Here is a 22,158-nt window from a genome sequence, read left to right on the forward strand (position 1 = left end):
TATAATTATTAGTTTTATATATATATTATATATATAAGGTATATTTTTTTAAGGGGGGGTTCTTTTTTATTTTCTTTTTCTTTTTTAAGTACTGTAGTGTATTAGACCCCCTCCTAAAAACTTTTCTTTTATATATTTTTATTTTCTTGTAAACAGCTGTGAATCTCCGAATCTCGAAACACGTGCCAAGAGGCTGTCGGATCATCCACCCTCTTTTTTGGGTTTAAAATCACGAAAATATCCTTATCTTGGTAGTTTTGCTATAAGGCTAAAGGTAACCATTTTTTCTACAGAATCATCGTTATATAAGGTAATAACCCATTGATCTCTATGCCTAGCAAAACTCTCTATTGCGAATATTTTAGCAGGTGCTCCCCCTACCTTCCAACCTGCGCTGATAACCCTCAGTTCAGGTGCGTTCAAGAATATAGTAAGATACTGTCCACTTGCAATGGGTCTAGCTGGTTCGAATGAAAAAAGCCTGAAGCCATTCCCAATATCAATACCTCCTGATTGATTAGCGGTGAGAGTTAGATCACGATAACCAGAGAACGTATCTTGAACTATATTTTGGGAGAACTGGTAATTAGAATTTACATTCGGCGCTGCACTCGAGGTCGCATTTTGATATACCATTCTATAATTTGGGTCTACACCTGATACAGAACCTAGCGAATACTGATATTGAGAATCTACATTTGGAACAGCATTTTGATACATCACGTCTTGGTTTGGAATCCAGTAATTATTATACAAAATTATCCACCCCTAAATTTTATTTACAATTTTCATGATATTAATTATCAATTTCAAAGTGCTTAACCTACATCAAAAGAGGCTTAATTATGATATTAGTGCCCTCCAAATGTTCTCTATTTTCCAATTCATCTAACTCCAGAAACACGTGCCACGCCGCTGTTGTCTCGTAACCACGTAGCACCGACTTTCCAGCTAACAGAAACCGTTCCTCAGTCACTTTCGCAATCAATCCTTCTCCAGCATATACATTGCCCTGCTCTGTCTCGATATTCACATCACGTAACTGGTTCGTCGTCATAAATTCACTTACCCCATAATCCACAACATGGAGACTCCAGGTGAGCTTACCCGTAACAACTCCTTCTTGTACCGTCACATATCCATCGTAAAACGGAACATCTACCCCATCGATTTGTAAGTTACGAATATCTTTAGTCATGTTCCTCCCTCGCTTTTCGTTTCGCTTTTTCCATTTTCCACATTCGTTTCATGAATCACACTCCTGCAAAATTTTTAAATTTAAATAACCAAAATATGCATTTTTTGTTATGATTATATAAAAATACTTATTAGGGGGATTTTACAAACATGACTTCACCAACCGAAGAGCATCTAGTAGGATACATAAGTGATCAGTTAGAAAGTTATTTGAGTTTTTACGGCAGTGATCTAAATAAAAGATACATAAAATTTTACGAAGACATTCCTGCCCCTTTAAATAAACTCTTTGCTTTTTTTCACGAAAGCTTTAACGGTTTACTCGATTTCTTAAACACTAAATCAAGACCTGGACACTATAATGCGGATCAAAGTAGAATGTTACACGAATTGATAATAGATGTAAAAATTATACAAAGCAATTTAATCGATACACAATATGATTTCGAAATAGATTCTTACTATAGTGAAGTCTTTGAAATTTGTAAAAGTTTCTTAAAGACTAGTGGTGGTAGTGTAATTCCGCATAATTTACAGCAGGTAAAAATTAAAGAACTCAATCCTATTTTCACATTAAAGGCAGGGTTAAAGGTTCAAAGACCTAACGGTGTTTTCACATTTCCTACAGAAGAAATTGGTGCAGGTTCTTACGCGACTGTTTATAAATTTACAGATTCACTTTATAACAAAGAGTTTGCTTACAAAAAGGCGCATCCTACTTTAGAAGCTGATGAAAAAGAGCGATTTTATACAGAATTTGAGGTAATGAAAAGTTTAAAGTCACCTTTCATTCTCGAAGTTTACACCTTAGATAAAGAACAGAATTATTACGTAATGGAACTAGCTGATGAAACTCTAGAAAAGTATATCGAACGAAGCCCGGGTCTTGAAAACGCAAGTGAAAAACTTAAGTTTATTCATCAAATTTGTTTAGCACTTAAGCAAGTACATAGTAAAAATATTTTTCATAGAGATATATCACCTAAAAACATACTCATAAAACATTTTGACCATATAAATATGATTAAGGTTGCTGACTTCGGTTTAGTGAAAATTCCAGAAAGTAAGCTTACACGATTCTCTACAGAGCCTAAGGGCTTTCTCAATGATCCGTATCTTGGGTTCATAGGATTTAATAATTATGAAATGCATCATGACACATACGCATTAACAAGACTCATTTATTACATGTTCACTGGTAGAACTGACGATGGAATATTTACTAATCCTGTCTTTAGGGACTTTTTCAAAAAAGGGATTAGTTTCGAAATTGAACATAGGTATTCTAATATCGAAGAATTGGAATCGGCATTTTTCACTAACGTTGTTCCATCAATAAGAGAATTCGGAATTTAATTAATTTATACAATATAAATATAGAATTAGAAATTGAATCTGATTGGAGAGAAACATATGACTTTGATTGCAGGCATTATATTACCAGACGGAATCTTGATGATGAGTGATACACGTACACTAGAAAACAATTTTTTTGTCCACAATGAAGACGCTCGTAAAATCACATTTATTACCTCTCATACTCTTTTAGCGTCTGCAGGGTTTGAAACTGTAAATTACACTGCACAAGTTTTACGACAAACCTTATACGGCAAAAAAAGATTAACGAGAGACAATATACGTACTCTTATCCAAGATTTATATCAACAAGTTAATTTGTACCACCATGTTGAACGAGATGACAATCAACCACTAGGGCATATTCTTCTTGGAGAATTCGACCCTTGTAAAAACGAATACACATTACGTGTAAACACTGGTGAAGGACATGAACTCTTTAGTAAATACAAAGACTATAAACAGCTTAAGGATGTTGTATTAATTGGTTCTAATCACGAAATAAGAGAAACTGTAAAACAGCAGATTCAACATTTTTTAGATAGTATCTCTTTGAATCAAGAAGGTGCCCCTAGAAGAATTGCGGAATTTTGCCATAATATCTTCAAGCAACAGGCTGCAATTCATCATGGCATTAACGACAAACTTTACTGTATACATTTAACAACTCGAAATGGTCTACCTGCCGCTGATGCATTCCTTCGTGATGAAATTGGTAAGGTACACCCCCTTAATCCAAATGAAGATAGTAGGGATATCCATTACGAAAATTAATATACATATTCATCCCACACCCTTCTTTACTAAAAACTGTCTTGCACTATCCGTAAGCCGGTAATAATAAACATGCTTATCATCTTTCGTGACTTGCTCCAGTAATCCTAATTGAGAGAGTTGTCCCAGCCACGTATCAAACTGCGTAGCCGGGATTTCTCCTCCTACCTGGTGCATCGCTCGTAAGATTGCTTCCGAACCTTTCACTCTATACCACGTGATTTTACGATTTCCAGTGCTTGTTGCTCTGTAAAACCTTCAGAAACGAGCGCATCAAAACGAGCTTTAATTAATTTAGACATCTCGCGCTGCATTCGTATTTGCATCGGTAACGCCTTGACAAAATTGTCCAAAATCATTTCCAGTTCGATATTTGTATATTGCTTATTAGGTTCGCTCATTTTATCGCCCCTTCAAACGTGCTTCGAGTTCCGCTAATACCTGATCAATCCCTTTAGGACTTAGCACGAGTTTCCCACCAGCTAGTTCAATATTTTGGTCAGAAATCTCACCTGTAATTTGGCAAGAACCGTTAGGGTTATATTTTTGTAGAATAATAGATTCACCATCTACGAAAATCTCCATAGGATCCTTTACCTGGATACCTAATGTGCGGCGTAATTCCATTGGAACCACAATTCGTCCTAATAGATCAATGTTACGAATAATACCTGTCGATTTCATTTCTCTTTAGCCCCCTTTTTCGTTGCTGGTACTATCTTGAGTTTTGCGTTACATTTATGGCATTTCGTAAACCGCTTCATGAAGTACGTTTTTCATTTGTTCTTCATGCTTTGTTACATTATCTGAAATCTTGATATGTTGTTCGTGATACGTTATTTCAGCAATTCTTACCTCACCCCTTTCCTTTTCTTCAATCTAACTTTTAGTTATTTCCACATCATAAGGAACACTGCCAATCATTAAGCGTTTTGATATATTCATATAAAATCATCCTCCTTCAATTTGGAAATTTGGTAAATCTACGATTAAACTTTTATAAATTTTCATTTCGATAAATAGATTATTAGATTCTTCCACCTATATACCGTATAATTGTCACGAAAGGGGTTATATAATGTATAAGTTTTTAGAAGAAAATTTGTCGTCTTTACTTAGATTTGGATTACCTATTGTTATCTCAATGGCATCATTCATCATCTCATTTATTACATATCGTGCTAACAAAAAATCCTTAGATGTTACTTTTGAAAAAGAACTATTTATTATCGATTCTATTAGCACGAAAAATTTTGCTATAGAAAATAAAGATGGTATTTATGTCTGCTTTTTAAAGGTAGTAAATCCTTCCCCCTCAGATATTGCTTACTTTGATTTAGTTGTGATTGATAAACATAAACCTAGCAATAGTATCGGTATTTATAATCAATTAAGTTTAAAAATTTACGATGAAGATATGTCTTACTATAAGTACGAAACACCATATGGTATTGCTAACTTAAATGTACCCCCCTCGAATTATGGCGTATTTAAATCTAATAGCTTTACTCGTTTGGATATCGCATTTACACCTGCACCAGACACTAAAGAGGTTATAATTACGTTTAAAGTAGCTATTAAGTCAAGCCGCGTAAATCCGTACGCTAATTATCGTCAAAATTTTAAATATTATGCAATGAAATACCAAATTAGAGATGAGCATATGCATGTTAAACAGATAAATATTTAGCCTTTCTAAACTGGAAGGCTTTTTTTTACTTATTCTCCAATTCAGCTTTCAATTTATCTCGTAACCACTTAAACTCTAAATCCTTTTTATCGATTTTTGCCTGAATCACTTCTGCCTGTTCTTTCGTAAAACATTTACGGAAACCGTTGTATAATTTCGAAATTTCTTTCTGCAGCTGTCTCATTTCACAGTTCGAATAATAACTTACAAATTCTGTTTTACAGCTTGGACAAATGAAATATTGCTTGTCCACACGGTTTGATAATCGCGCTACGAGCATCTGGACACGAAACACGTGCTCACATACTTCACATTTCGCTTTTACGGGTTTCATTTTTCTCCCTCTTCTTTCGAATAAATCATAAAATTATGGATACACTATTTGTACATCAAGATTTTCATCCATGACTGTATTTCTCTCTCATTGAGCAGTTAGCTTTTGCTAGCTGTTCTTTTATTTTTTATTCGATCTATTGTATGCCATACAATATTTCCTAACTTCGTCTTTTAATCCACGCTCTTCAACTTCCTGTTTCGTGGTACATACCATTTATGGACTTCAAAATTTTCTTGGGCAAATTTAGATTTTTCACATCAGATAAATCTTTTTTATTTAAAGAAAACCACTCACCGTTTAATCTTTTGCTACTAAAATATTTGTGTAGTAGCTTTTCTGTAATATCACCATTTTCACTGTATATAATATGAACAATTTTTATGTCGAAGGGTAGTTTTACCCCAAATTGCATAAGTCTTTGATCCAGTTTTTTAGTCGAGCCAATTTTAATAGCACCATATAATTTTTCCATTATTAGATATACAAACTTAGCATTTGCATTTTCATGGAATGCCAAAGTACGTTTTCTAGTTGGACTCGTTTCAATTTCTTTGATTAACTTATCAATATCTTTAAAATCATCCTTAGGTACAATTGCACCCTGTACCTTTTTTATTTGAGCATACATAACCTCTTCAGAATGATTATGCTCATTAGACATTACATTATATATTGAGTCTATCCACCCAGTTGTCTTTTCAAATTTCTTATTTTTATATTTTTTTGAGCGATATTTTTTCGCCAAATATTTCAATTGAGCATTAGATAAAGAACTTAGTAATTCTTTTAATGTTAAACCATTTTTATTATTCATTTTTTCACCTCACTTCTCATTCTCCCCCTTGATAAACTAATTTATTTAAGATGCTTATATCTACTTCCCCCTAATAATCTCCCTTTCTATTCAAAGGATTATTTTGTTCAGTTATTTTTCATTAACCAGAAAAAATTGTTCCATGCCTCTTACATCTTTCTTATACACTGGCATTACAAATATCTCTTCATTTATCAACAGTTGGAACTCTACACATTGTTTTTCTTTGTTCCACCCGTAACATGCCATAGATACCATTTTTGGTTCTGTTTTTTCTTCCATTTCTCTTCTCTCCTCTGAATAAAACTCAAAATTCCGTCAATACTGTAGACAACCCATTAAGTTACTTTCTCCTTGTTCCCCCTTGGAGGACCAAGCAGTTAGCTTTTGCTAGCTGCTCTTTTAATTGCACGTTTTTTCTTACTACCCATATATTATTGAGAATCAAAAGTAATCTTGTATTAAAGGAAAAGTATTCTTTTTCATTGCTCCACTCTACGCCCATTACCTTGGGCCGAGCAGTTAGCTTTTGCTAGCTGTTCTTTTTTTGTAAAAAGTACTCAATTAACTGGACTCACATATAATATTCTGAGTTCCTTTCTTTATAAAATAGTCGTTATAAAATAGGTCTCGTCACGAGAGCACTTTACTAAGTGCTTTTTTTGTATTCTGAATTACTACAAAATGAAATTTTTGTTTAGTTTTCTACTCAATTACCTCAAATTCGGATGATTGACAAATTTTTTCGTGATAGCATCCAATTTGAACATCATATTCCCCATACTCATCTCGACTTATTGAATGAATTGTTTCAACTTCATCTTGATACATAACCTGATCTCCAACTTTTAAATCTCCTATTTTTCGTATCACAGGTTCATCAGAAATATCCTTAGTTAACTTCACAATTCCAATGCCTTCTTTTGGCTCAACCAAGTAACCCTTTTCTTGCAAAACTTTAGCGACCTCCTGCATATCTTTCCATGCTGCTGTACCTGGTCCAAAGTTAATAGTCACTGTATTCATTTTCATTCTCCCTTTCGATTCAAATAGCGTTGTTGTTCTATTTTCTCTCTCCTAACGTATATATAATCTATCTTCAATTTAAATTCGTTTATACAAAATGAGCTAAAACATTGTGTAATAGCATTTCCTCTTCTTAGTAAATAAGAAATAGACAAAAAAAGTAGGGAGCATGGGTATTTATGGCTAATTCTTATAATAAATATGGAAAAAAATCAAAAAAGCAATTGCATTATCCCCTCCATGAAAAAAAGTGTTTTATTGCAACTCATACAATTTCTGGTTCAGAAACAAATTCAAATGGAAATATACCTCTAAACATTTTCGTACCAGGTAACACTTCAAGAGTAATTTTTGAAAATTTCACAAACAGCCACAATAAAACATTACTTCAGCTACATGTTCCATTTCCTGTTGATGACAGAAGAATTGAAGTTACTATTCAAACCAGAAATTCTCATATACCAATTATTACTACACTAGTACCTGGTGAAACAAAAGTATTTCAAGTAGAAAATTTTCAAAGTCTTACTTTCACAAATAATAATAAGAAAAGTAGTTTTATTACTATTTTTATAAAAAAAACATTTTGCATCTGCTGTACTAATCAAAATGATTATAGTAAAAATCAAAAAGGTACATATTTCATTGAAACTCATACAATAGCTGGTTCGCAAACAAATTCAAACGGAAATATACCTTTAAATTTTTTTATAGGATCTAACACTTCAAAAACAGCTTTTGAGGATTTTACCAATAATCATAATGAAAGCTTAATTCAGATATCTGTTTTAAATTTATTTGGCGCTATTGAAGTTACTATCCAAACAAGAAATTCTCATATACCAATTACTGCTAAACTAGAATCTCCTGAAACAAGAATATTTCAAATAGAAGATTTCCAAAGTCTTACTCTCACGAATAATTCCCTGGATGATCAGATCATTGATATATTTATCCAAAAAACGTTTTGTATTTACTGTAACAATCGAAACAATTCTTGTGATGAGTACTACTGCAAATGCGAAGACTAATGTTAAATTACTGAAAAGAGTCCTTGTTATGTGGGATTCTTTTTCTTTTACTTCATTAGCATCTAATGATTCACCATTCTATTTCTTCATTTCTTAATAAAATTCAATTTTGATCTCTATCAAAATCTTCAATACCATGTGAAGTTTACGTAAAGATTGCTATGATTCAGCTAATCTACTCAAGAAACGTTATATAATAAATTTGCAAACACCTGGTTTGCGCACAAGTACCTTTCTGTACGACATAACTCTTTTGCTAGGAGAAATCCTAGCTTTTTTATTTAAGATCTAAAACACGAGGTTCTCAGGCTTTATCACCATTTTCGCTCTAAATCGATACCCCTTACTTTCTAAGTAACCAACAAGTGTTAATGCGCTCTTCCCAAACCTTTCTGCAATTGCATCTACCGTGTAACCTTTTTCAAATAGGTCTAAACTAATTTGTATTTCATTTTCTGTATAAGATGCTTGGCTTTCTACAGGTCTCTCGAAGATCCCAAGCTCCTCCAGTTTTTTCTTTATTGCACTTTCTGTTCGCTGGAGACGTTTCGCGATATACAAATACGTATAACAATTCGCTTTAACCATACTTCTTAGTAATAATTCATCTTGTTTGGTCCAAGGATCTCTCTCTTTTTTCCTTCTATACACATCCGCATCACGTTTGTCTTTCATCCATTCTGGTTCAGGTCCTAAAATCCCATATTCAACCTTTGAAAAATCAACTACCTGCTTATGCCGTTTTAACCAGTTCCAAAAATCCTTATAGTAAACAACCTTTATTTTTTGAGTTTTTGCAAATAGCTTTAATCTTACGGGAAATGCAAATCTTTCATACCACGATTCAATTGTTTTATAATTTATCTGTAATACATCAGCTAATTGGAGCACTGTAAGCCCGTTGAAATGTAACCGTGGATCACTTAACCCTATACGATTTGCTTTTAGTTTTATGGCATTTACAGTGCGATCTAACTTCTTCGCAATACTTTTAATGCTGTATGTCCCCCAGGAATCCTCCAGATACGCTATTTCTTCTTTTGTCCAAAGAATAACTTTCCCCACCATTTCGCCTCCTTTTAGTAACCGGATGCCTGACGATCATGATTGATTTTATTTTTTTCGATATATGCGTTGTAAATTTCAATAGCCGAAAATCCAAGCGCTGCACCTAAGTACGCCAAGTCATTCATCAAGGTCATGTAGTGTGCGGCAGTCCATAATTTGTTTTCATATAAATCGTTAAACACATCGATAATTTCTGTTTTTGTATTTCCTTTGCTATTACGTACTACAAAGGCATCGATATATTTATTCCATTCACGTTCTAATCCAATCGATAAAGCAAAGTGAAGTGCATCAACAAATTCGTCTAATAACGGATTGTAGTACTCCTTATCTTCTTCCATCATTTGCCCCTTGTTACGTACACCTTTTGTAATCGGCTTGTTATTTTCACTCCAAAACTTATGACCACGCCACACATGAAGTAACTCACTTAACTCGTCACGAAATGATAATTTCTTTTCTTGAAACAAAGACACGTTTTGCAAACTACGTTTTTCCACAATCTTGTTATCCAGGTCTTTTTGAAGCTGGAATAAATGAATGATGTTCATTGTTTTGCACGCTCCCCTTTTTTAAACAAATCTATAAAACTTCTCACCATTCTTTCTACACTGGCACCAGTTAAGGAATTAACAAAGGGTGCAGTTTCTGCGAATTTTAAAGAGTCCTTTTCAGGTATTCCCGCATAAATCAACTTTTCTTTTACGGCTTCAATAATTCTCACTCTTTTCTCGTTCTTACTATTGAACTGAGCCTCCATGACCTTTACAGCCTCATCCTTATAGCAATTATGCTTTTCCATGTAGTAATACACTTCTTTCCAAAACTCGTTGTCTTTCACTACAGACATCTCAATCGCTCCCTTCTTATCTAGCAATTAGAAAACTAACAATGACCGTTACCACCATATAAGAAACAAATAGCGAAATAGACTTTTTACGTAAATTTTTAATCTGTTCCCGTAATTCGTTATTTTCTTTCAATACACGTTTTGCGTAATTGTCTTTCACTTTCACTTGTGATTTGTATAAATCAACTTCTAACTGCAAATCATGATTTTCTTGCATCACATCTTTTAACTGTTGCTCTGAATTGTTCAAGTACACTACCGCCTTTCGTGGCTCACCTTTTGCTACTTTCTTTTTTTGCTTAACCATTTCACGTTTTAGTTTTTCTAATTTCCGATCGCTTTTCCGATTTTCGTACCCCTTCCCTTGCTGTCTACCACCCACAATCGCACATCCTTCCTACAGCTTTTTATTTTCTTAAATGCTCTAAAAATAGTTCATTGAAATTCTCGTTTTCTAGTTCTTCCAAACGTTTCTGTACACGTTCTAAACGTACTGCCCCCAAACCTAATACTTCTTTTACCGCCCGTAATGCTAATGTTCGGCCATCTTTATACGATAAAAGGGATACTTGCTGCACTTCACCTCGATGAAAGCTTTGGCGTTCCCTTGTCTTCTTTCTCTCACGTTCACTCGCCCGGCGTTGTTGACGATTCAAATTCTCGTCCATCGTCTTCCCTCCATTTTTTAAAACAACTGTTGAATAATATCTCTGCGTACGGATCCTGTGGTGCTGGGTCTAGCACACCAGTCTTTTTATCTTTTCTTAATGAACTTACTACCCAAACCATGTTGTACGGTTCTCCAGCAATACTTCCTACAATTCTTGCCGGCTTTACACGTGGTAATGCTGTTGCATGACGCTTTGTAAATAACGATTTACGCGGTCCCTCTCCTCTTCCCACATGCTATTCCTCCCTTTGTTTAAGCCAGGACTCAACACTCATTTTCTCGCCCCATCGATAACCTACACTTCCTTCTGCCTCAATCGGAACTGGAAATCCTGGTACTGGAGGTTGCTCCATAACTTGTTTAATTTGTTTTTCTACTGCAACTACAATTTCCGGATCATCATCTATTTCAAAAATGATTTCATCGTGAATTTGTGCAATCATATCGGCACTTCCATGAGAAAGTACGCCTTCTTGTTTACCGATAGATTCATAAATTTCATTTTGTACTTTCTTCATAATGTCAGCGGCACTTCCTTGTACTGGTGTATTCGCTGCTTGTCTTTCAGCAGAGCCGCGATCTCTTCTATTCGCGCTGTTAATGCCAGGTAGTAATCTCATATATCCATAAATCGTTTGTACATAGCCTTGCTCCCGTGCTTCTAAAACAATCTTGCGTTGATACTCTGGTATGCGTTTGTACGCTGTTTTAACGGCATTCACAATCTGCGCACATTCATCTAATGTTTTACGAATCATGTATTTCGTTTTAAATGTGAACTGTAGAGCGTGTTCCGTACCCCCATAAGAGATACCGAAGTTGCCCGCCTTGGCATCTGTACGTTCTTTCTTTACAATTTCAGCCTCAGACTTTCCAGTCATTACAGATGCGGTTCTACGGTGCATATCGCCACCTGTGTTAAATAACTCAATCATGACCTCATCGCCTGATTTCCATGCCATTAAGCGAAGCTCGAACCCTGAGAAGTCAATGAAGAATAATATCTTTCCTGGTTTAGGTACAAAGAAATTTCTTATCTTAAACTCATCATTATCTGGTCTCGGTACGTTTTGTCCGTTCGGATTAAAGCTGTTTAAGCGTCCTGTTTCTGTGAATGGACTGTACCCTGCATGGATCCGTCCACTCATAAAGTTCAAGTACTTTTCACGTCCTATGATGTGCGAAGAAAGTAATGTCGTGTATTTTTGTATTTTCTTTAGCTGGTCAATAACTTCTAGTGCCTGTTCTTTATAAGGATGCGGTTCACGTTTTGCGATACGAATCGCTCCGCGTTCTAGCTTATCTAAAGTAGGATCCTTTTCCGGATTGATATTTTCCCAATTTTCAGGTAATGAAACACCGAGGTATTTTTCCTCGTCGATATCGTTCAGCTTGTTTTCAAGCATAAATGCCATATCGATAAGCGCCTCTTGATCAAGACTCGCGCCTGTTTTTCCATATTTGGCAATCGGTATTTTTAAGTAATCAAACATTAAGCTTTTCACTTCGTTCGTTTTACCTGATTTACCGGTATTTATATCAATATTGAACGTTTCTTTCGCGATTTGTTTAATACGTTCAGCCGCTTGCTCTTGCATAATTTCTGCTTCTTGTTTCTTTTGTGTTGCAAGGTTTGGATCCCAATTCATCCCCCAATATTCCATAAGGCCGATAACACGTGTGAATGGCATTTCAATCTTATGAAGCCATTCCTCATATCGCGGAATTTGAGCTGCAATTTGAGACCAATATTCGTAATGCTGCACTGCATAATCCGAGTCTTCAGCTGAGTAAAGCAGCCCTTCACCTTTACTCGCATCAATTTCGTCAAAGAAATTGACCCTGTATTTCTTTAATAGGGCTGAAAAGTCGTTCATCGTTACACCAAAAATGTGTTTCGTAGCTGGTTTTAAACCCCATCCGCTTGTAGGTTTTTTCGGGTTATTAATCTTTTGAGGTGCTGCGATTTGTAAACACCGTACCCACATAATCAATGGATCTGCCACTTTTCCTAAAATGTATTTACCGTACTTCGCTGCATATTTCGTTTCAAAAGACAAATTGACCGCAATCTTTAATACCTTTTCATTTTTAAATAGGTATTCATCAAGCAAATCTAGAACCAATTTCCTAACTTCATCTCTATCCATACTTGGTTCAAATACTTGGCCAACTTTATGTGAGATTGGAACAACTCTTGACTCGTGTGCCGCCGCTGACAGCGATACCGTACAAATTTCACCTTTCCACGGATCTAACGGTGTTTTTAAATATGCTTTTTCTAAACTTTCTCTTTGTTTTTCTGCTTCTTTCTCATCAATAGCACCTGTAGCACATGCTTCTTCTATATCTTCAAAAGCCTTTTTATAATGCGTCCTAATTTCTTCACTTGCTGCAGTCTCCCAGTCAAATCCTGCTTTACCTGTTTGTACACAACGCTCAAGATATTTCTTTAAATCTGAAACTGTAAGAATAGCCTGATAGTCTTTCACTTGTTGTGATTCTACTTTTGGCCAAACAATATCGAATTGTCCCGGCTTCTTCTTTTTTTCCATTTCTACCGCTAACTTCGATTCCTTTACCGGTACCTGTTTTTTACTACTTGCTAATGTTTTAGGTCTTCCAAATAAACTTCCGAGTTTCATATTTTCACTTCCAGTCATATTTGTAGGGCTTGTCCATATAGTTAGTAGTACTCATCTTGTATATGGTCAAAGAGTCCTTTCTTCATGCAATATGCAATGTATGCATTAAAGCGTGGCGTTTTTCGATAGCCACCACTTGTTAAAAGGATCATCCTCATTTTCGCTAATTGATTTACGATTGCTTTCGCTTCTTCTTTATCGATAGACAGCATTGCCTCAACATCACCAAGTCGTAAATACTTCTGCTGAGCGAACAGTTTGATAAACTCGTAGAATTTCATTTCGCCTGTTAACGTATCGATTTTCTTAAGATCTGCCGTAAACTTCTGGTATCTTTCTTCTGTCATTTCTTCCTCTTTTATTGCTAAACGAGCATAGTAATTTAAGCCGCAACCTGGAGCATTGTATAAAGCTTTTAAATACTCCCCAATAAACTCAACGTGTCCCGGCCAAACTTGAATTCTTTCACCTGATTCATCAACTGAATGTGTAAGAGCCGCAAGTGCAACTGCTAATCTTGCTACTTTATTCCGCTGATCTGAAGGAGAAACAAGTGGTATGTCATTCGCATTTCCATATACTTTTGCAAGGTCTGTTGCAACCTCCAGTACTTTATCAATCGTACCGTCTGTAAATAACACGTCCTCCGGCTTACGTGACCAAGCATATAAGATGTTACTTTTCAAAGTATCCTTCTGTATAATCGATGGATACGTAGCAAGCGTTTGGTTATATAATTCAGGATCTACATCACTCGCTCTCATAAAGACCGCAAAATCAAATCGACGTATATCTTCATTATTGAAAATATCTTTTAAACTTTCCGCGCCTTGAGAGTAATCAGCAAGTCGTTTCCCTTTCGGTACGTTCCCTGACATGATGGCACGTACTCTACAAGGTGTTTCAGCTGTTACAGCTCGTTTTACTTCCAGCTTCCCGTCAGAACGAGCAAGCGTCATTTCACCATAATCATCTTTCGTAATACCTGTATCTTCATCAATCCAAATCATTTCTTTATCAGCTAACGGCCACGCACCCCAAACGATGTACCATGCACCTTGAGCACCTGACTGTTCCATCTTGTAAGTTAGACCTGTACGAGACGTACTTTCCGCATTCACTCGTGTTCCAAGTCCTGCATATTTCATTACTTTTTCAATAAGCGCGGACTTACCAGTACCTGTATCACCTACTATTTTTAATTCCACCCAACCGCGTAACGGATTTAAATCCCACGGTACTTTAAAACGTAAAACACTATGAAGTGTTAGCAATACTGCAAGTAGCGTTTCGTCACGTTCTACAATGTGTGTTACGTTGTACGTTAAATCGTTACAAATAGCTCCTAATTTTTGTTCAATCGATTCTGCCGTATAATCAGCCGGCTGAAATGTTGCTAAATTTTCTTTCACTTGTTCATTTAGCTCAAAACTTTCAACCACATCCTGAAGCGGTACCGCACTCTTTACAAGTAGTGTTGACTCCTGATTCTTTGGATGTGGGTATACATAACCTGTTAATTCGTAGTACTTATTCTCACTTACGTTTAGTCCATTTACGGCGTACACTTTTCGTAGTACATAATTCCCTTTATGCTGCTCTTGCTTTTCGTCATCTTCTTCAGCCATCGGGATTACAAGCAACTCTTCAACGTTCATGTTTTCTAAAATATCGGTATTGTATTTCGGACAATTTGGAATGCCTGATATTTCTCGTAAAATACCTTTTATGTTATCGTCACCTACACCCGTCATTTGAATAACTTCCCGATCACTTACACCTAGGTCTTTGTATCCTGTATGCGTATGGATGTCGTATAGAGGGCAATGTACCTTTTTACAACTTTCCCTGCCCCAGCAATGGTACTCAATGTTTTTCGGAATGATGTAAGGCGTATGTTTTTTACCCGCAACCATGACACGCGTTTTTACAAGCTTTCCAGTAAGGTCTGCGTTACCCGTTTCTGCTAAATGTAGCAGCTTTGCGTTTTCCTCTTCTTCCGCATTCTTCTTAATGCAGTGGCACATATCACCGGCACACGCTACACGTTCATAATCTTTGCTTCCTGGTTTCTTTTCGCCATGTAGTGAACGAATAAACGCACAACCAAATTTGTATGTATTATCACCGCTGTATACCGCATCTATCACACTTCTAGTATTTGCAACACGTTGTTGCTTACCATACTCGTTATCCTCAGAAGTGAACTTAAGTACCCACTCCTCTAGTTCTTTCAACGTTTCTTCTCTCGTGTAGCCAGCGTCTTTGAAGTAACATGCAAGCTGTACTGTTGCTTGGTTTCGGTCACCGTCTTTTTTCCAGCCACCATTTAAAATATCGACGACACACGCCGGCGGTTTGTCTTTCTTAAATTGGAATTCTTCTTTCGTATACTTACGAGCACTCGTTGCCGCAGCTTGTTCATATTCTTCTGTCTTATTTATTAGTAAATACCCTGTACGAGGTCTGTATTTCATCGCCTTTTTACGTTCTTCTGCCGTATAAGGTAGATCGTCAGCATGTCTTGGTGATTTCGCTAAATCTTTAATCTCTTCCAGCTTTAATTTGTTTAACTCATTTACACTAATTTCTGTTTTAAATAGGTTTGTTTTTTGATGCATACTGTTCGGTAAACGAATCATCCGCTTTTCTGTATACACCACAAGGTCTAGTGACGTGAGTCCTAGTCTATGTACTAAGTACCCAGCCATATGTTTGAAGATTTTATGAAGGTCGTTTCTCGGTTCAATACCGAGCGCATCGGAGCTTATTAAGATGTGGAATCCTTTTGATCCAGAAAAGTAAATCCACATATCCGATTCACGAATGTCCATTTCTTTCGTAAAAAATTCCACCAGCTTTATTGCATCCTTTTGGCTGACTGATGGGTCTTCCGCATGGTCAAGGTCAAAATATAAGGGAGCAATAAATGCCTCCCCCTTTACTTTTGTGTCGTTCGCAAATCGTTGAACTGTAGCAAAGCAATTGAAATTGAATGCCTCTCCCGTTTGGAATTGCTTCACTTCAGAGGAAGGGATTCGTTTCCACGGAATGCTTCTACCGTTCTGATTGCTGTACCATGCGTCTACATATTGATACTCACTTGTTTTGTCTTTCTTTTTTGCCATTTGTAGACGCCCTCCTTAATTATTCTGAAGCTTTTTCTGCTTGTTCTGTTTCTTCTACGTTAATTCCGTAATCTTCTGGTTTAAATACACCTACTGGCTGGAAGTCGATACCGATCCATTGGTTACTAGCGTTTGTACGACTTTTACGTTCTGTTGTTACTAAGCGTGTAACAATTTTATTGACACCTAATTTAGATGGAACACCTAGCGCTTTATATTTCCCTGTATACACATTCATCGCAAAACGACCGAAAATAATTGTGTCTGTTGGGCTAAAGCTCATTAAGTAGATACGAGGAAAGTCGTCTGGGCTTAACGTTGATACTGGTACCACTGATGCCATATAACGAAGCTGAATATCATCTAATTCATAGCGTTCCTCAGCTTGTGGGTTTTCAGCTAACCATTGATTGAATACAACTTCCGCATCTTCTTTTGTTTTTTCCGCCACGATCAACTGACCATCTTCAGGAGAATCTTGTTTCCCCCATACAGACCAACGTTGCTCACCATATCCAATAACTACATCAATATTGTCACCGTACATTACATTTTCATCATCTTTTTCTATGAAATTCCCTTTCTTGTTAACCGTTAACCACTCGCCCATACGGACGAAATCCATATCAAGACCGTTATTCGCTTCAACGAATCCCTGCTTTGTTTCTTCTAAAATTGCTGAAATATAATTGCTGCCATCGTTTCTTTTCGCCACCGCGTTATTTTGTACCACTACTTCATTTTGACTTGTTTCTTGTGCCATTATTTTTTCCTCCCGTGCCCCTGTAGGCCATGTTTTTTCCATGCTTTTCGTTTTGCTTGGCTTTTCTTTTTTCGATAGGTTACTTTTCTGTTATACGAAAACTTGTAATCTTTCGAATCGTATTCCGGAACCTCAACCATTATCGGGATTCCTCGTTGAAGAGATAGACTTTTACCGGATCCTCTTGCAAACACCCTTATCACTTTTTTAACGATTTTTTGACCTGTTTCTTTCAAACCCACTTACTTCACCTCTTTCGCTGAAGCAATTAGTTCTGTGATTTTATAAAGCGCACCCACATATTCGTACTTTTCCATCGTTATCACCCCTTTCACCAAGGCATATCATTTAAGAAGTCAGCCACTGTATCGCGTTCTGTTTTCGGCTTTCTTGGTACCGTTAGCCCGATTCTGCTGTATACTTTCCTACGGCTGTGATATTGGTCCTTAAATACTCCAACATTGTAGTCAACGTAATCGAACCAGTATGCTTCTTTATCCGGATTGTTCCGATCTGGACGCATGATACGTCCAATTTCTTGCTCTACTGATGAACCACTATTACTTTCACGGGAGTCACCACGTTTCGGCATTACCATGTGACCAACTACTAAATGTTGCATGTCCAGTCCTTCACGCGCTAACTGAGTGGCAAACAAAATATCTACTTCTTTTCGGTCGCAAGCTTCTAAAATGTCTTTACGTTGTTGTTTTGTTACTTGCCATTCACGAATTTCTTTTTCTGAATACTGAGCAACCTTTACCTGCCAACCGTACTTACCTTGCTTTTTATCTACCGCATGACCACTATTGATAAGCTGCTGTGCATGTTTCTCGCTTTTTGCTTTTCTCCAGGTGTAGCGACTAATACCTCCGTGTACTACAGCGGTATTAATCTGTTTCCCGTAATACGTATCTCCGTAACGTTCTTTCAATAATTTTTGTACGAGTTGTTGTAAGACAAAACAGTACCGGACAGATTCCGTAATAACTATCGCAGGTCCTAATGGATAATGTTCTACGATACTTTCAGCAATTAATTTGGCACGCTTCTTATCTGAAATAAGGTGACGAATTAGGTCTGTATAATCGAGATCTTCTCCACCAGCATCTACACTATCAATCTCGTTACGGTTACTTGCCGTCTCGTAATTGAACTCGGTATATACGAATTTCACTGTCGGTTTTATCAGTCTCCCAGCTTCATACATTCCGTCTCTGCTAATCTCATACACTTTTGGACCTACACCGTTGTACATATAGATTTCTAATCCATCTTTTCGGGAAGGTGTTGCGGTGAGACCGATCACATTTTCAGCCGTTAACTTCCCAGCCGTTTCAATGAATTGTATTGCTGGAAAGTGATGGGCTTCATCCACTACTACCGTCCCGATAAAATCATTTAATGCATCGATTATTTGTGGATTTCGCTGCAAGGTTTGTACTGTAGCAACGATTAGTTTACCGTCTCCCCAGTCATGTACGCCGTCACCGAAAAATCCGATACGACCGATATCAGGCATTGTAGCCTTAGCTCGCTTTGCGGATTGATACATTAAGTCTTTTGTATGCGTAAGCCATAATGCTGCTTTACCCTTTTCGTAAATGTAGCGCATGCCCATTACGGTTTTACCTGAACCAGCCGGTGCTACACCTATTCCATTTTCTTGCATAAGTGCTTCAACCATCGGTGTCTGATCCTCTTTTAATACAAACCCGTCATCCCATTCCCCGAAACTAACATCTCGGCCATATGAAATCTGTGAGGTAATAACTTTACTTGGGTCGTAACCTAGGTTTTTCAGTACCTCTTCTAGCTTTGACAAGAAACCTCGAGGCGTAACAATATCGCCTCTGTCATGTAAAAACAATTCAAGTTTTGCTTGTACACCCCATGTAGGTCTACGTTGTTTTTTTGCTTTCAAATACGCTGGATTATCAAATGTTAGCGCCTTAGTAATTGCCGCCTTAAGAGGTGTACTAGCACCTCTTATTCGGATGTTGTGTTTTACAAAGATTTGTAGCAAGTGAGCACCCCCGATAGATCGTAAGAAGGTTCATGGTATGTAAGTCTTGGAAGTGGTACACAGGGAACCGTCTGACTTTGAAATTCTTCAAGTTTTATATGGTTCATATTTCGTTTTTTCATATGAATAAGAGCTGTAATAAGTCTGAATGCATAAGCCTCGTCAAGCCCTTTGCTATCGTTTAGAAAACTGATAAACACTAAACCTAAATTCCTATCAATAATTTGATCAAAATCTCGTAATCCGAGAATCTGATTCGGTCTCATATAATCTAGTGAAAATCTACGACTCTCTGTACGTTTCATTTCAGCTAATATATTTACTTCAGGTGTTATTACAATCTCGTCACCTGGACGAGTTGCACCTGCACCATCTGCAATTCTCATACGCCATACATTCGGAATTTCTCTCCAGCTTCTTCTGATTTCAGCTTGGAAATCATCCCCACGTTGCTGACGTTCACGCTGTTTATTTCTCATTGCTGTTTGTTTTGGATCCATAGCAACCTCCTATGCCAAAAACTTCAGTAGATTCGCTTGTACATAAGCTTTTGCTTTTACAAGATCCGCTGATTCTTTAGCTGTTTCCCAAGCATCTTTTGTTTGATAAATTTTGATATCAATGGACGCTAACTCTTGCTCTACGTCTGTAAGTTGTTGACGTTCTTCTTTGCTGTAATGCAGGCGGTACGCATCACGTAACGTATCATTCGTGAGAGCCACTTTTTGATCATTCACGTAAGCGTATTGGTTACGTCCCTCACCTTGAATTTGCATAAATGCCTCTGCTTCTTTTAGCTCTACTGCAGTTTTCAGCTTCACTTTTTGCTTAATTAGATCTGCTTTTTTCCCATAAGCTTCTTCACGTGCTTTACCTTTTTCAAGAACATCCTGTACTGCAGCATCAATTTGTTGTAAGGATGCTTGTAATTCAAGTGGATCTAATACTCGAACATAGTCAGTCGGTACTTTCTTACCTAAAATTTTTGTTGCCGCTGCAAGTAGCTTTTCTTTCCCATGGACTTCTTGTAAGCTACGAATTTGATTATTTAATTCAGTCATTTATTGAAACCTCCTCAGGATTTGTGCAACGTATCGGTCGAACCAATTTTTCAATTGATACTTTTTCTTTTAAAACCTGGTCAATACTGATTTCTACAATTTCGATATCTAAAGCCCACTTCGGTGTGTAGCCAGCAACCTTCAACTTTAGAGGAGTAAAACCAACTACAATACCGTTCCAATTTGTTTTACAGTCTTTCTCTTTTTTACTAGAAATACATAATTGCACCGGTGTACCTTCACCTAATTCGTTTTCATCAAATTGCGGTTTAGTAACAATCACGCTCGTAATCCCTCCTTTGCCTCCGCTATTTTTGTTAACGCTATTTCCACCACATCAGGATTAATACAATCTGTCTTCGCTATACTTTCAACAATCGTATTAATATCAACTAGCACATCTTCTCCTGTTTCCGTTTGAATTAATGAGGCAAACTCCTCCATCGCATACGCTCGTTTCTTCTCAGCTTCAATCCGGCTACGGTCAAGTACTTCTTCACCAGATTTTGCACTTTGAAGCGGAATCCGTTCTAAATCAAAAACACGGGGTGCTTTCACATCGATTAGAAGAACAGAAATCTGTCTTCGCATCTCAGCCTCTGACGCTGATAATCGTGTCAGGCTCCCATCATTCACAAACACTTTTCCATCAGAACGTTCATAGATACCGAAACCTGTATGGTCATGGCCACACAAAACCAAATCCGCCTCTGTTTTTACATCCTGTACTTTTGTGTACCGGTCAAAAGGTGGATCGTGATCAAGTAGCATGCCGTGTGCTACGTGTATTTTTGTTGACTCATAATCTTCAATAACTTCTGGAGAATAACCATATCCAGCTTTATCAATTCGGTCACTGTATGGTGTAAATGTTAGCTGTACATGATTACCATCTTGATGAAACATATGAGCTTGTCCAGGATCATTAATGACTGTAAACTGTGGAACGATTAACTCCAGTACTCTAAGGCTTGTCCGTTCATACGTTGCAAGATTGTACCCGTAAATATCGTGATTACCAGCTGTTGTATAAATGGGAACTGGACTCTCTTTCAATACCTTTGCGAATTCTAGTAACACGCTTGTTGTAACCTCAGGCCTATCAAACGTATCTCCAGGTTGAATAATTGCTGTCACACCTTTGTATTTAGCTAAAGCAAAAACCTCACGTAATTTTGCAATTAATGCCTCTTTGTAGTTATCCTTACGGTTACGAGGATTGGTACCTCTTATATGTGGATCACCGAAATATAGAAACTTCATACTCTCACCTCTGCTTTTTCGTGCTCTTCGTAACGTTGTATCTAAGGTAATACCGCCATCAACAATATGACGCATTAGTGAAGATTGCTTGATTCTTTTTCTTTAATAACTTCTTTTGTAACTTCACCAGTTCCAAGATTAATTGATACATCGTCGTCTTCTTTGATACCTAAAGTATTTTGAATTTCCATACAAGCAGCGTCATGACGTTCAAAAACTGGTTTTAATAGTTCCTCAGTTCGCTTTACGTACTTCTCACGAATAGGAGCAATCTCAGCTTTATATTCAGCTTGAAGTTGTTCTTTAATAGCTTTCTCCGCTGCATCTGCAGCTTGTAATTCCTTTAACTGAGCTTCCGTTGCTTTCCCGATAACTTCCTCAGTAATTTTTAAACCTGCAGCACTAGCTAGTGCACCTTTTAACGCATTTTTAATTTCGCATTTCATACACATATCCAAA

29 protein-coding genes are annotated in these 22,158 nt (G+C 36.9%); 4 read left to right on the top strand and 25 right to left on the bottom strand.

Features of this window, described 5'->3' with window-relative positions:
- Positions 1–243: 243 nt before the first annotated feature.
- Positions 244–756 carry a hypothetical protein gene (locus DN400_RS07390; RefSeq protein ID WP_147801595.1) on the bottom strand — a complete coding sequence of 171 codons (513 nt, stop codon included), beginning with the start codon at positions 754–756 and terminating at the stop codon, positions 244–246.
- Between the two features lie 67 nt (positions 757–823).
- Positions 824–1,198: a hypothetical protein gene (locus DN400_RS07395; protein ID WP_147801596.1), complete on the bottom strand. Its 375-nt coding sequence runs from the start codon at positions 1,196–1,198 to the stop codon at positions 824–826.
- Between the two features lie 149 nt (positions 1,199–1,347).
- Between DN400_RS07395 and DN400_RS07400 the strand changes: the two genes are divergently transcribed.
- A complete protein-coding gene (locus DN400_RS07400; protein ID WP_147801597.1) occupies positions 1,348–2,553 on the top strand; it encodes a protein kinase family protein in 1,206 nt (401 codons plus the stop codon).
- A gap of 57 nt (positions 2,554–2,610) precedes the next feature.
- Positions 2,611–3,327, top strand: coding sequence for a hypothetical protein (locus tag DN400_RS07405; RefSeq protein ID WP_147801598.1), 717 nt, complete (start codon positions 2,611–2,613; stop codon positions 3,325–3,327).
- 9 nt (positions 3,328–3,336) lie between these two features.
- Here the strand turns inward: DN400_RS07405 and DN400_RS07410 are convergent, their stop codons facing one another.
- Genes DN400_RS07410 through DN400_RS07420 form a run of 3 tightly spaced genes read right to left on the bottom strand, consistent with a single transcriptional unit; the run spans position 3,337 to position 4,011 of the window.
- On the bottom strand, positions 3,337–3,534 hold the full coding sequence (locus tag DN400_RS07410; RefSeq protein WP_141481305.1) for a hypothetical protein: 198 nt from the start codon (positions 3,532–3,534) through the stop codon (positions 3,337–3,339).
- Positions 3,531–3,728, bottom strand: coding sequence for a hypothetical protein (locus DN400_RS07415; protein WP_095021655.1), 198 nt, complete (start codon positions 3,726–3,728; stop codon positions 3,531–3,533). Before DN400_RS07415 ends, DN400_RS07410 begins: the two co-directional genes overlap by 4 nt.
- A 1-nt stretch (position 3,729) precedes the next feature.
- Positions 3,730–4,011, bottom strand: coding sequence for an AbrB/MazE/SpoVT family DNA-binding domain-containing protein (locus DN400_RS07420; RefSeq protein WP_147801599.1), 282 nt, complete (start codon positions 4,009–4,011; stop codon positions 3,730–3,732).
- A 394-nt stretch (positions 4,012–4,405) separates the two neighbouring features.
- Between DN400_RS07420 and DN400_RS07430 the strand changes: the two genes are divergently transcribed.
- Positions 4,406–5,017, top strand: a complete 612-nt coding sequence (locus DN400_RS07430) for a hypothetical protein (protein ID WP_147801600.1) — start codon at positions 4,406–4,408, stop codon at positions 5,015–5,017.
- Between the two features lie 25 nt (positions 5,018–5,042).
- Here DN400_RS07430 and DN400_RS07435 read toward each other — a convergent pair whose 3' ends face one another.
- From DN400_RS07435 to DN400_RS07445, 4 genes are all read right to left on the bottom strand, one after another.
- Entirely contained in the window at positions 5,043–5,351 is a 309-nt protein-coding gene (locus DN400_RS07435) for a transglycosylase (RefSeq protein WP_147801601.1), read from the bottom strand.
- A 187-nt stretch (positions 5,352–5,538) separates the two neighbouring features.
- Positions 5,539–6,168, bottom strand: a complete 630-nt coding sequence (locus DN400_RS07440; protein WP_098868292.1) for a GIY-YIG nuclease family protein — start codon at positions 6,166–6,168, stop codon at positions 5,539–5,541.
- 111 nt (positions 6,169–6,279) lie between these two features.
- Positions 6,280–6,450: a hypothetical protein gene (locus tag DN400_RS29330; protein WP_179953500.1), complete on the bottom strand. Its 171-nt coding sequence runs from the start codon at positions 6,448–6,450 to the stop codon at positions 6,280–6,282.
- A 423-nt stretch (positions 6,451–6,873) separates the two neighbouring features.
- Entirely contained in the window at positions 6,874–7,194 is a 321-nt protein-coding gene (locus DN400_RS07445) for a DUF8088 domain-containing protein (protein WP_147801602.1), read from the bottom strand.
- A 179-nt stretch (positions 7,195–7,373) separates the two neighbouring features.
- Here DN400_RS07445 and DN400_RS07450 point away from each other — a divergent pair, with 179 nt between their 5' ends.
- On the top strand, positions 7,374–8,225 hold the full coding sequence (locus DN400_RS07450) for an exosporium protein D (RefSeq protein WP_147801603.1): 852 nt from the start codon (positions 7,374–7,376) through the stop codon (positions 8,223–8,225).
- 288 nt (positions 8,226–8,513) lie between these two features.
- Here DN400_RS07450 and DN400_RS07455 read toward each other — a convergent pair whose 3' ends face one another.
- From DN400_RS07455 to DN400_RS07530, 16 genes are all read right to left on the bottom strand, one after another.
- On the bottom strand, positions 8,514–9,293 hold the full coding sequence (locus DN400_RS07455; RefSeq protein WP_179953501.1) for a hypothetical protein: 780 nt from the start codon (positions 9,291–9,293) through the stop codon (positions 8,514–8,516).
- Between the two features lie 11 nt (positions 9,294–9,304).
- On the bottom strand, positions 9,305–9,844 hold the full coding sequence (locus DN400_RS07460; protein WP_001021292.1) for a dUTP diphosphatase: 540 nt from the start codon (positions 9,842–9,844) through the stop codon (positions 9,305–9,307).
- Entirely contained in the window at positions 9,841–10,143 is a 303-nt protein-coding gene (locus DN400_RS07465) for a hypothetical protein (protein ID WP_147801605.1), read from the bottom strand. Before DN400_RS07465 ends, DN400_RS07460 begins: the two co-directional genes overlap by 4 nt.
- Positions 10,144–10,159: 16 nt before the next feature.
- On the bottom strand, positions 10,160–10,525 hold the full coding sequence (locus tag DN400_RS07470) for a hypothetical protein (RefSeq protein WP_147801606.1): 366 nt from the start codon (positions 10,523–10,525) through the stop codon (positions 10,160–10,162).
- A gap of 25 nt (positions 10,526–10,550) precedes the next feature.
- Positions 10,551–10,811 (bottom strand): hypothetical protein, encoded by a 261-nt coding sequence (locus tag DN400_RS07475; RefSeq protein WP_098431943.1) that lies wholly within the window; start codon positions 10,809–10,811, stop codon positions 10,551–10,553.
- Entirely contained in the window at positions 10,771–11,046 is a 276-nt protein-coding gene (locus DN400_RS07480) for a hypothetical protein (protein WP_147801607.1), read from the bottom strand. The genes DN400_RS07475 and DN400_RS07480 overlap by 41 nt, the downstream gene beginning before the upstream one ends.
- Before the next feature lie 3 nt (positions 11,047–11,049).
- Complete coding sequence (locus DN400_RS07485) at positions 11,050–13,476, bottom strand: bifunctional 3'-5' exonuclease/DNA polymerase (protein ID WP_147801608.1); 2,427 nt, start codon at positions 13,474–13,476, stop codon at positions 11,050–11,052.
- A gap of 23 nt (positions 13,477–13,499) precedes the next feature.
- Positions 13,500–16,586 (bottom strand): DNA primase small subunit domain-containing protein, encoded by a 3,087-nt coding sequence (locus DN400_RS07490; protein ID WP_147801609.1) that lies wholly within the window; start codon positions 16,584–16,586, stop codon positions 13,500–13,502.
- Positions 16,587–16,605: 19 nt separating this feature from the next.
- Positions 16,606–17,349, bottom strand: a complete 744-nt coding sequence (locus tag DN400_RS07495; protein ID WP_147801610.1) for a hypothetical protein — start codon at positions 17,347–17,349, stop codon at positions 16,606–16,608.
- The gene (locus tag DN400_RS07500) at positions 17,349–17,591 is read right to left on the bottom strand and encodes a hypothetical protein (RefSeq protein WP_061684587.1); all 243 of its coding nucleotides are present in this window, start codon (positions 17,589–17,591) and stop codon (positions 17,349–17,351) included. Before DN400_RS07500 ends, DN400_RS07495 begins: the two co-directional genes overlap by 1 nt.
- 89 nt (positions 17,592–17,680) lie before the next feature.
- Complete coding sequence (locus DN400_RS07505; RefSeq protein WP_147801627.1) at positions 17,681–19,273, bottom strand: DEAD/DEAH box helicase; 1,593 nt, start codon at positions 19,271–19,273, stop codon at positions 17,681–17,683.
- A gap of 83 nt (positions 19,274–19,356) precedes the next feature.
- Positions 19,357–19,875 (bottom strand): M48 family metalloprotease, encoded by a 519-nt coding sequence (locus DN400_RS07510; protein WP_000371312.1) that lies wholly within the window; start codon positions 19,873–19,875, stop codon positions 19,357–19,359.
- A 9-nt stretch (positions 19,876–19,884) separates the two neighbouring features.
- Positions 19,885–20,436, bottom strand: coding sequence for a hypothetical protein (locus DN400_RS07515; RefSeq protein ID WP_147801611.1), 552 nt, complete (start codon positions 20,434–20,436; stop codon positions 19,885–19,887).
- Positions 20,429–20,719 carry a hypothetical protein gene (locus DN400_RS07520; protein ID WP_000637402.1) on the bottom strand — a complete coding sequence of 97 codons (291 nt, stop codon included), beginning with the start codon at positions 20,717–20,719 and terminating at the stop codon, positions 20,429–20,431. The genes DN400_RS07515 and DN400_RS07520 overlap by 8 nt, the downstream gene beginning before the upstream one ends.
- On the bottom strand, positions 20,716–21,774 hold the full coding sequence (locus DN400_RS07525; protein WP_147801612.1) for a metallophosphoesterase family protein: 1,059 nt from the start codon (positions 21,772–21,774) through the stop codon (positions 20,716–20,718). Before DN400_RS07525 ends, DN400_RS07520 begins: the two co-directional genes overlap by 4 nt.
- Complete coding sequence (locus DN400_RS07530; protein ID WP_000335906.1) at positions 21,774–22,151, bottom strand: hypothetical protein; 378 nt, start codon at positions 22,149–22,151, stop codon at positions 21,774–21,776. Before DN400_RS07530 ends, DN400_RS07525 begins: the two co-directional genes overlap by 1 nt.
- Positions 22,152–22,158 lie beyond the last annotated feature (7 nt).

This window comes from Bacillus sp. AR8-1 (genome assembly GCF_008042345.1).
GTDB lineage: Bacteria > Bacillota > Bacilli > Bacillales > Bacillaceae_G > Bacillus_A > Bacillus_A cereus.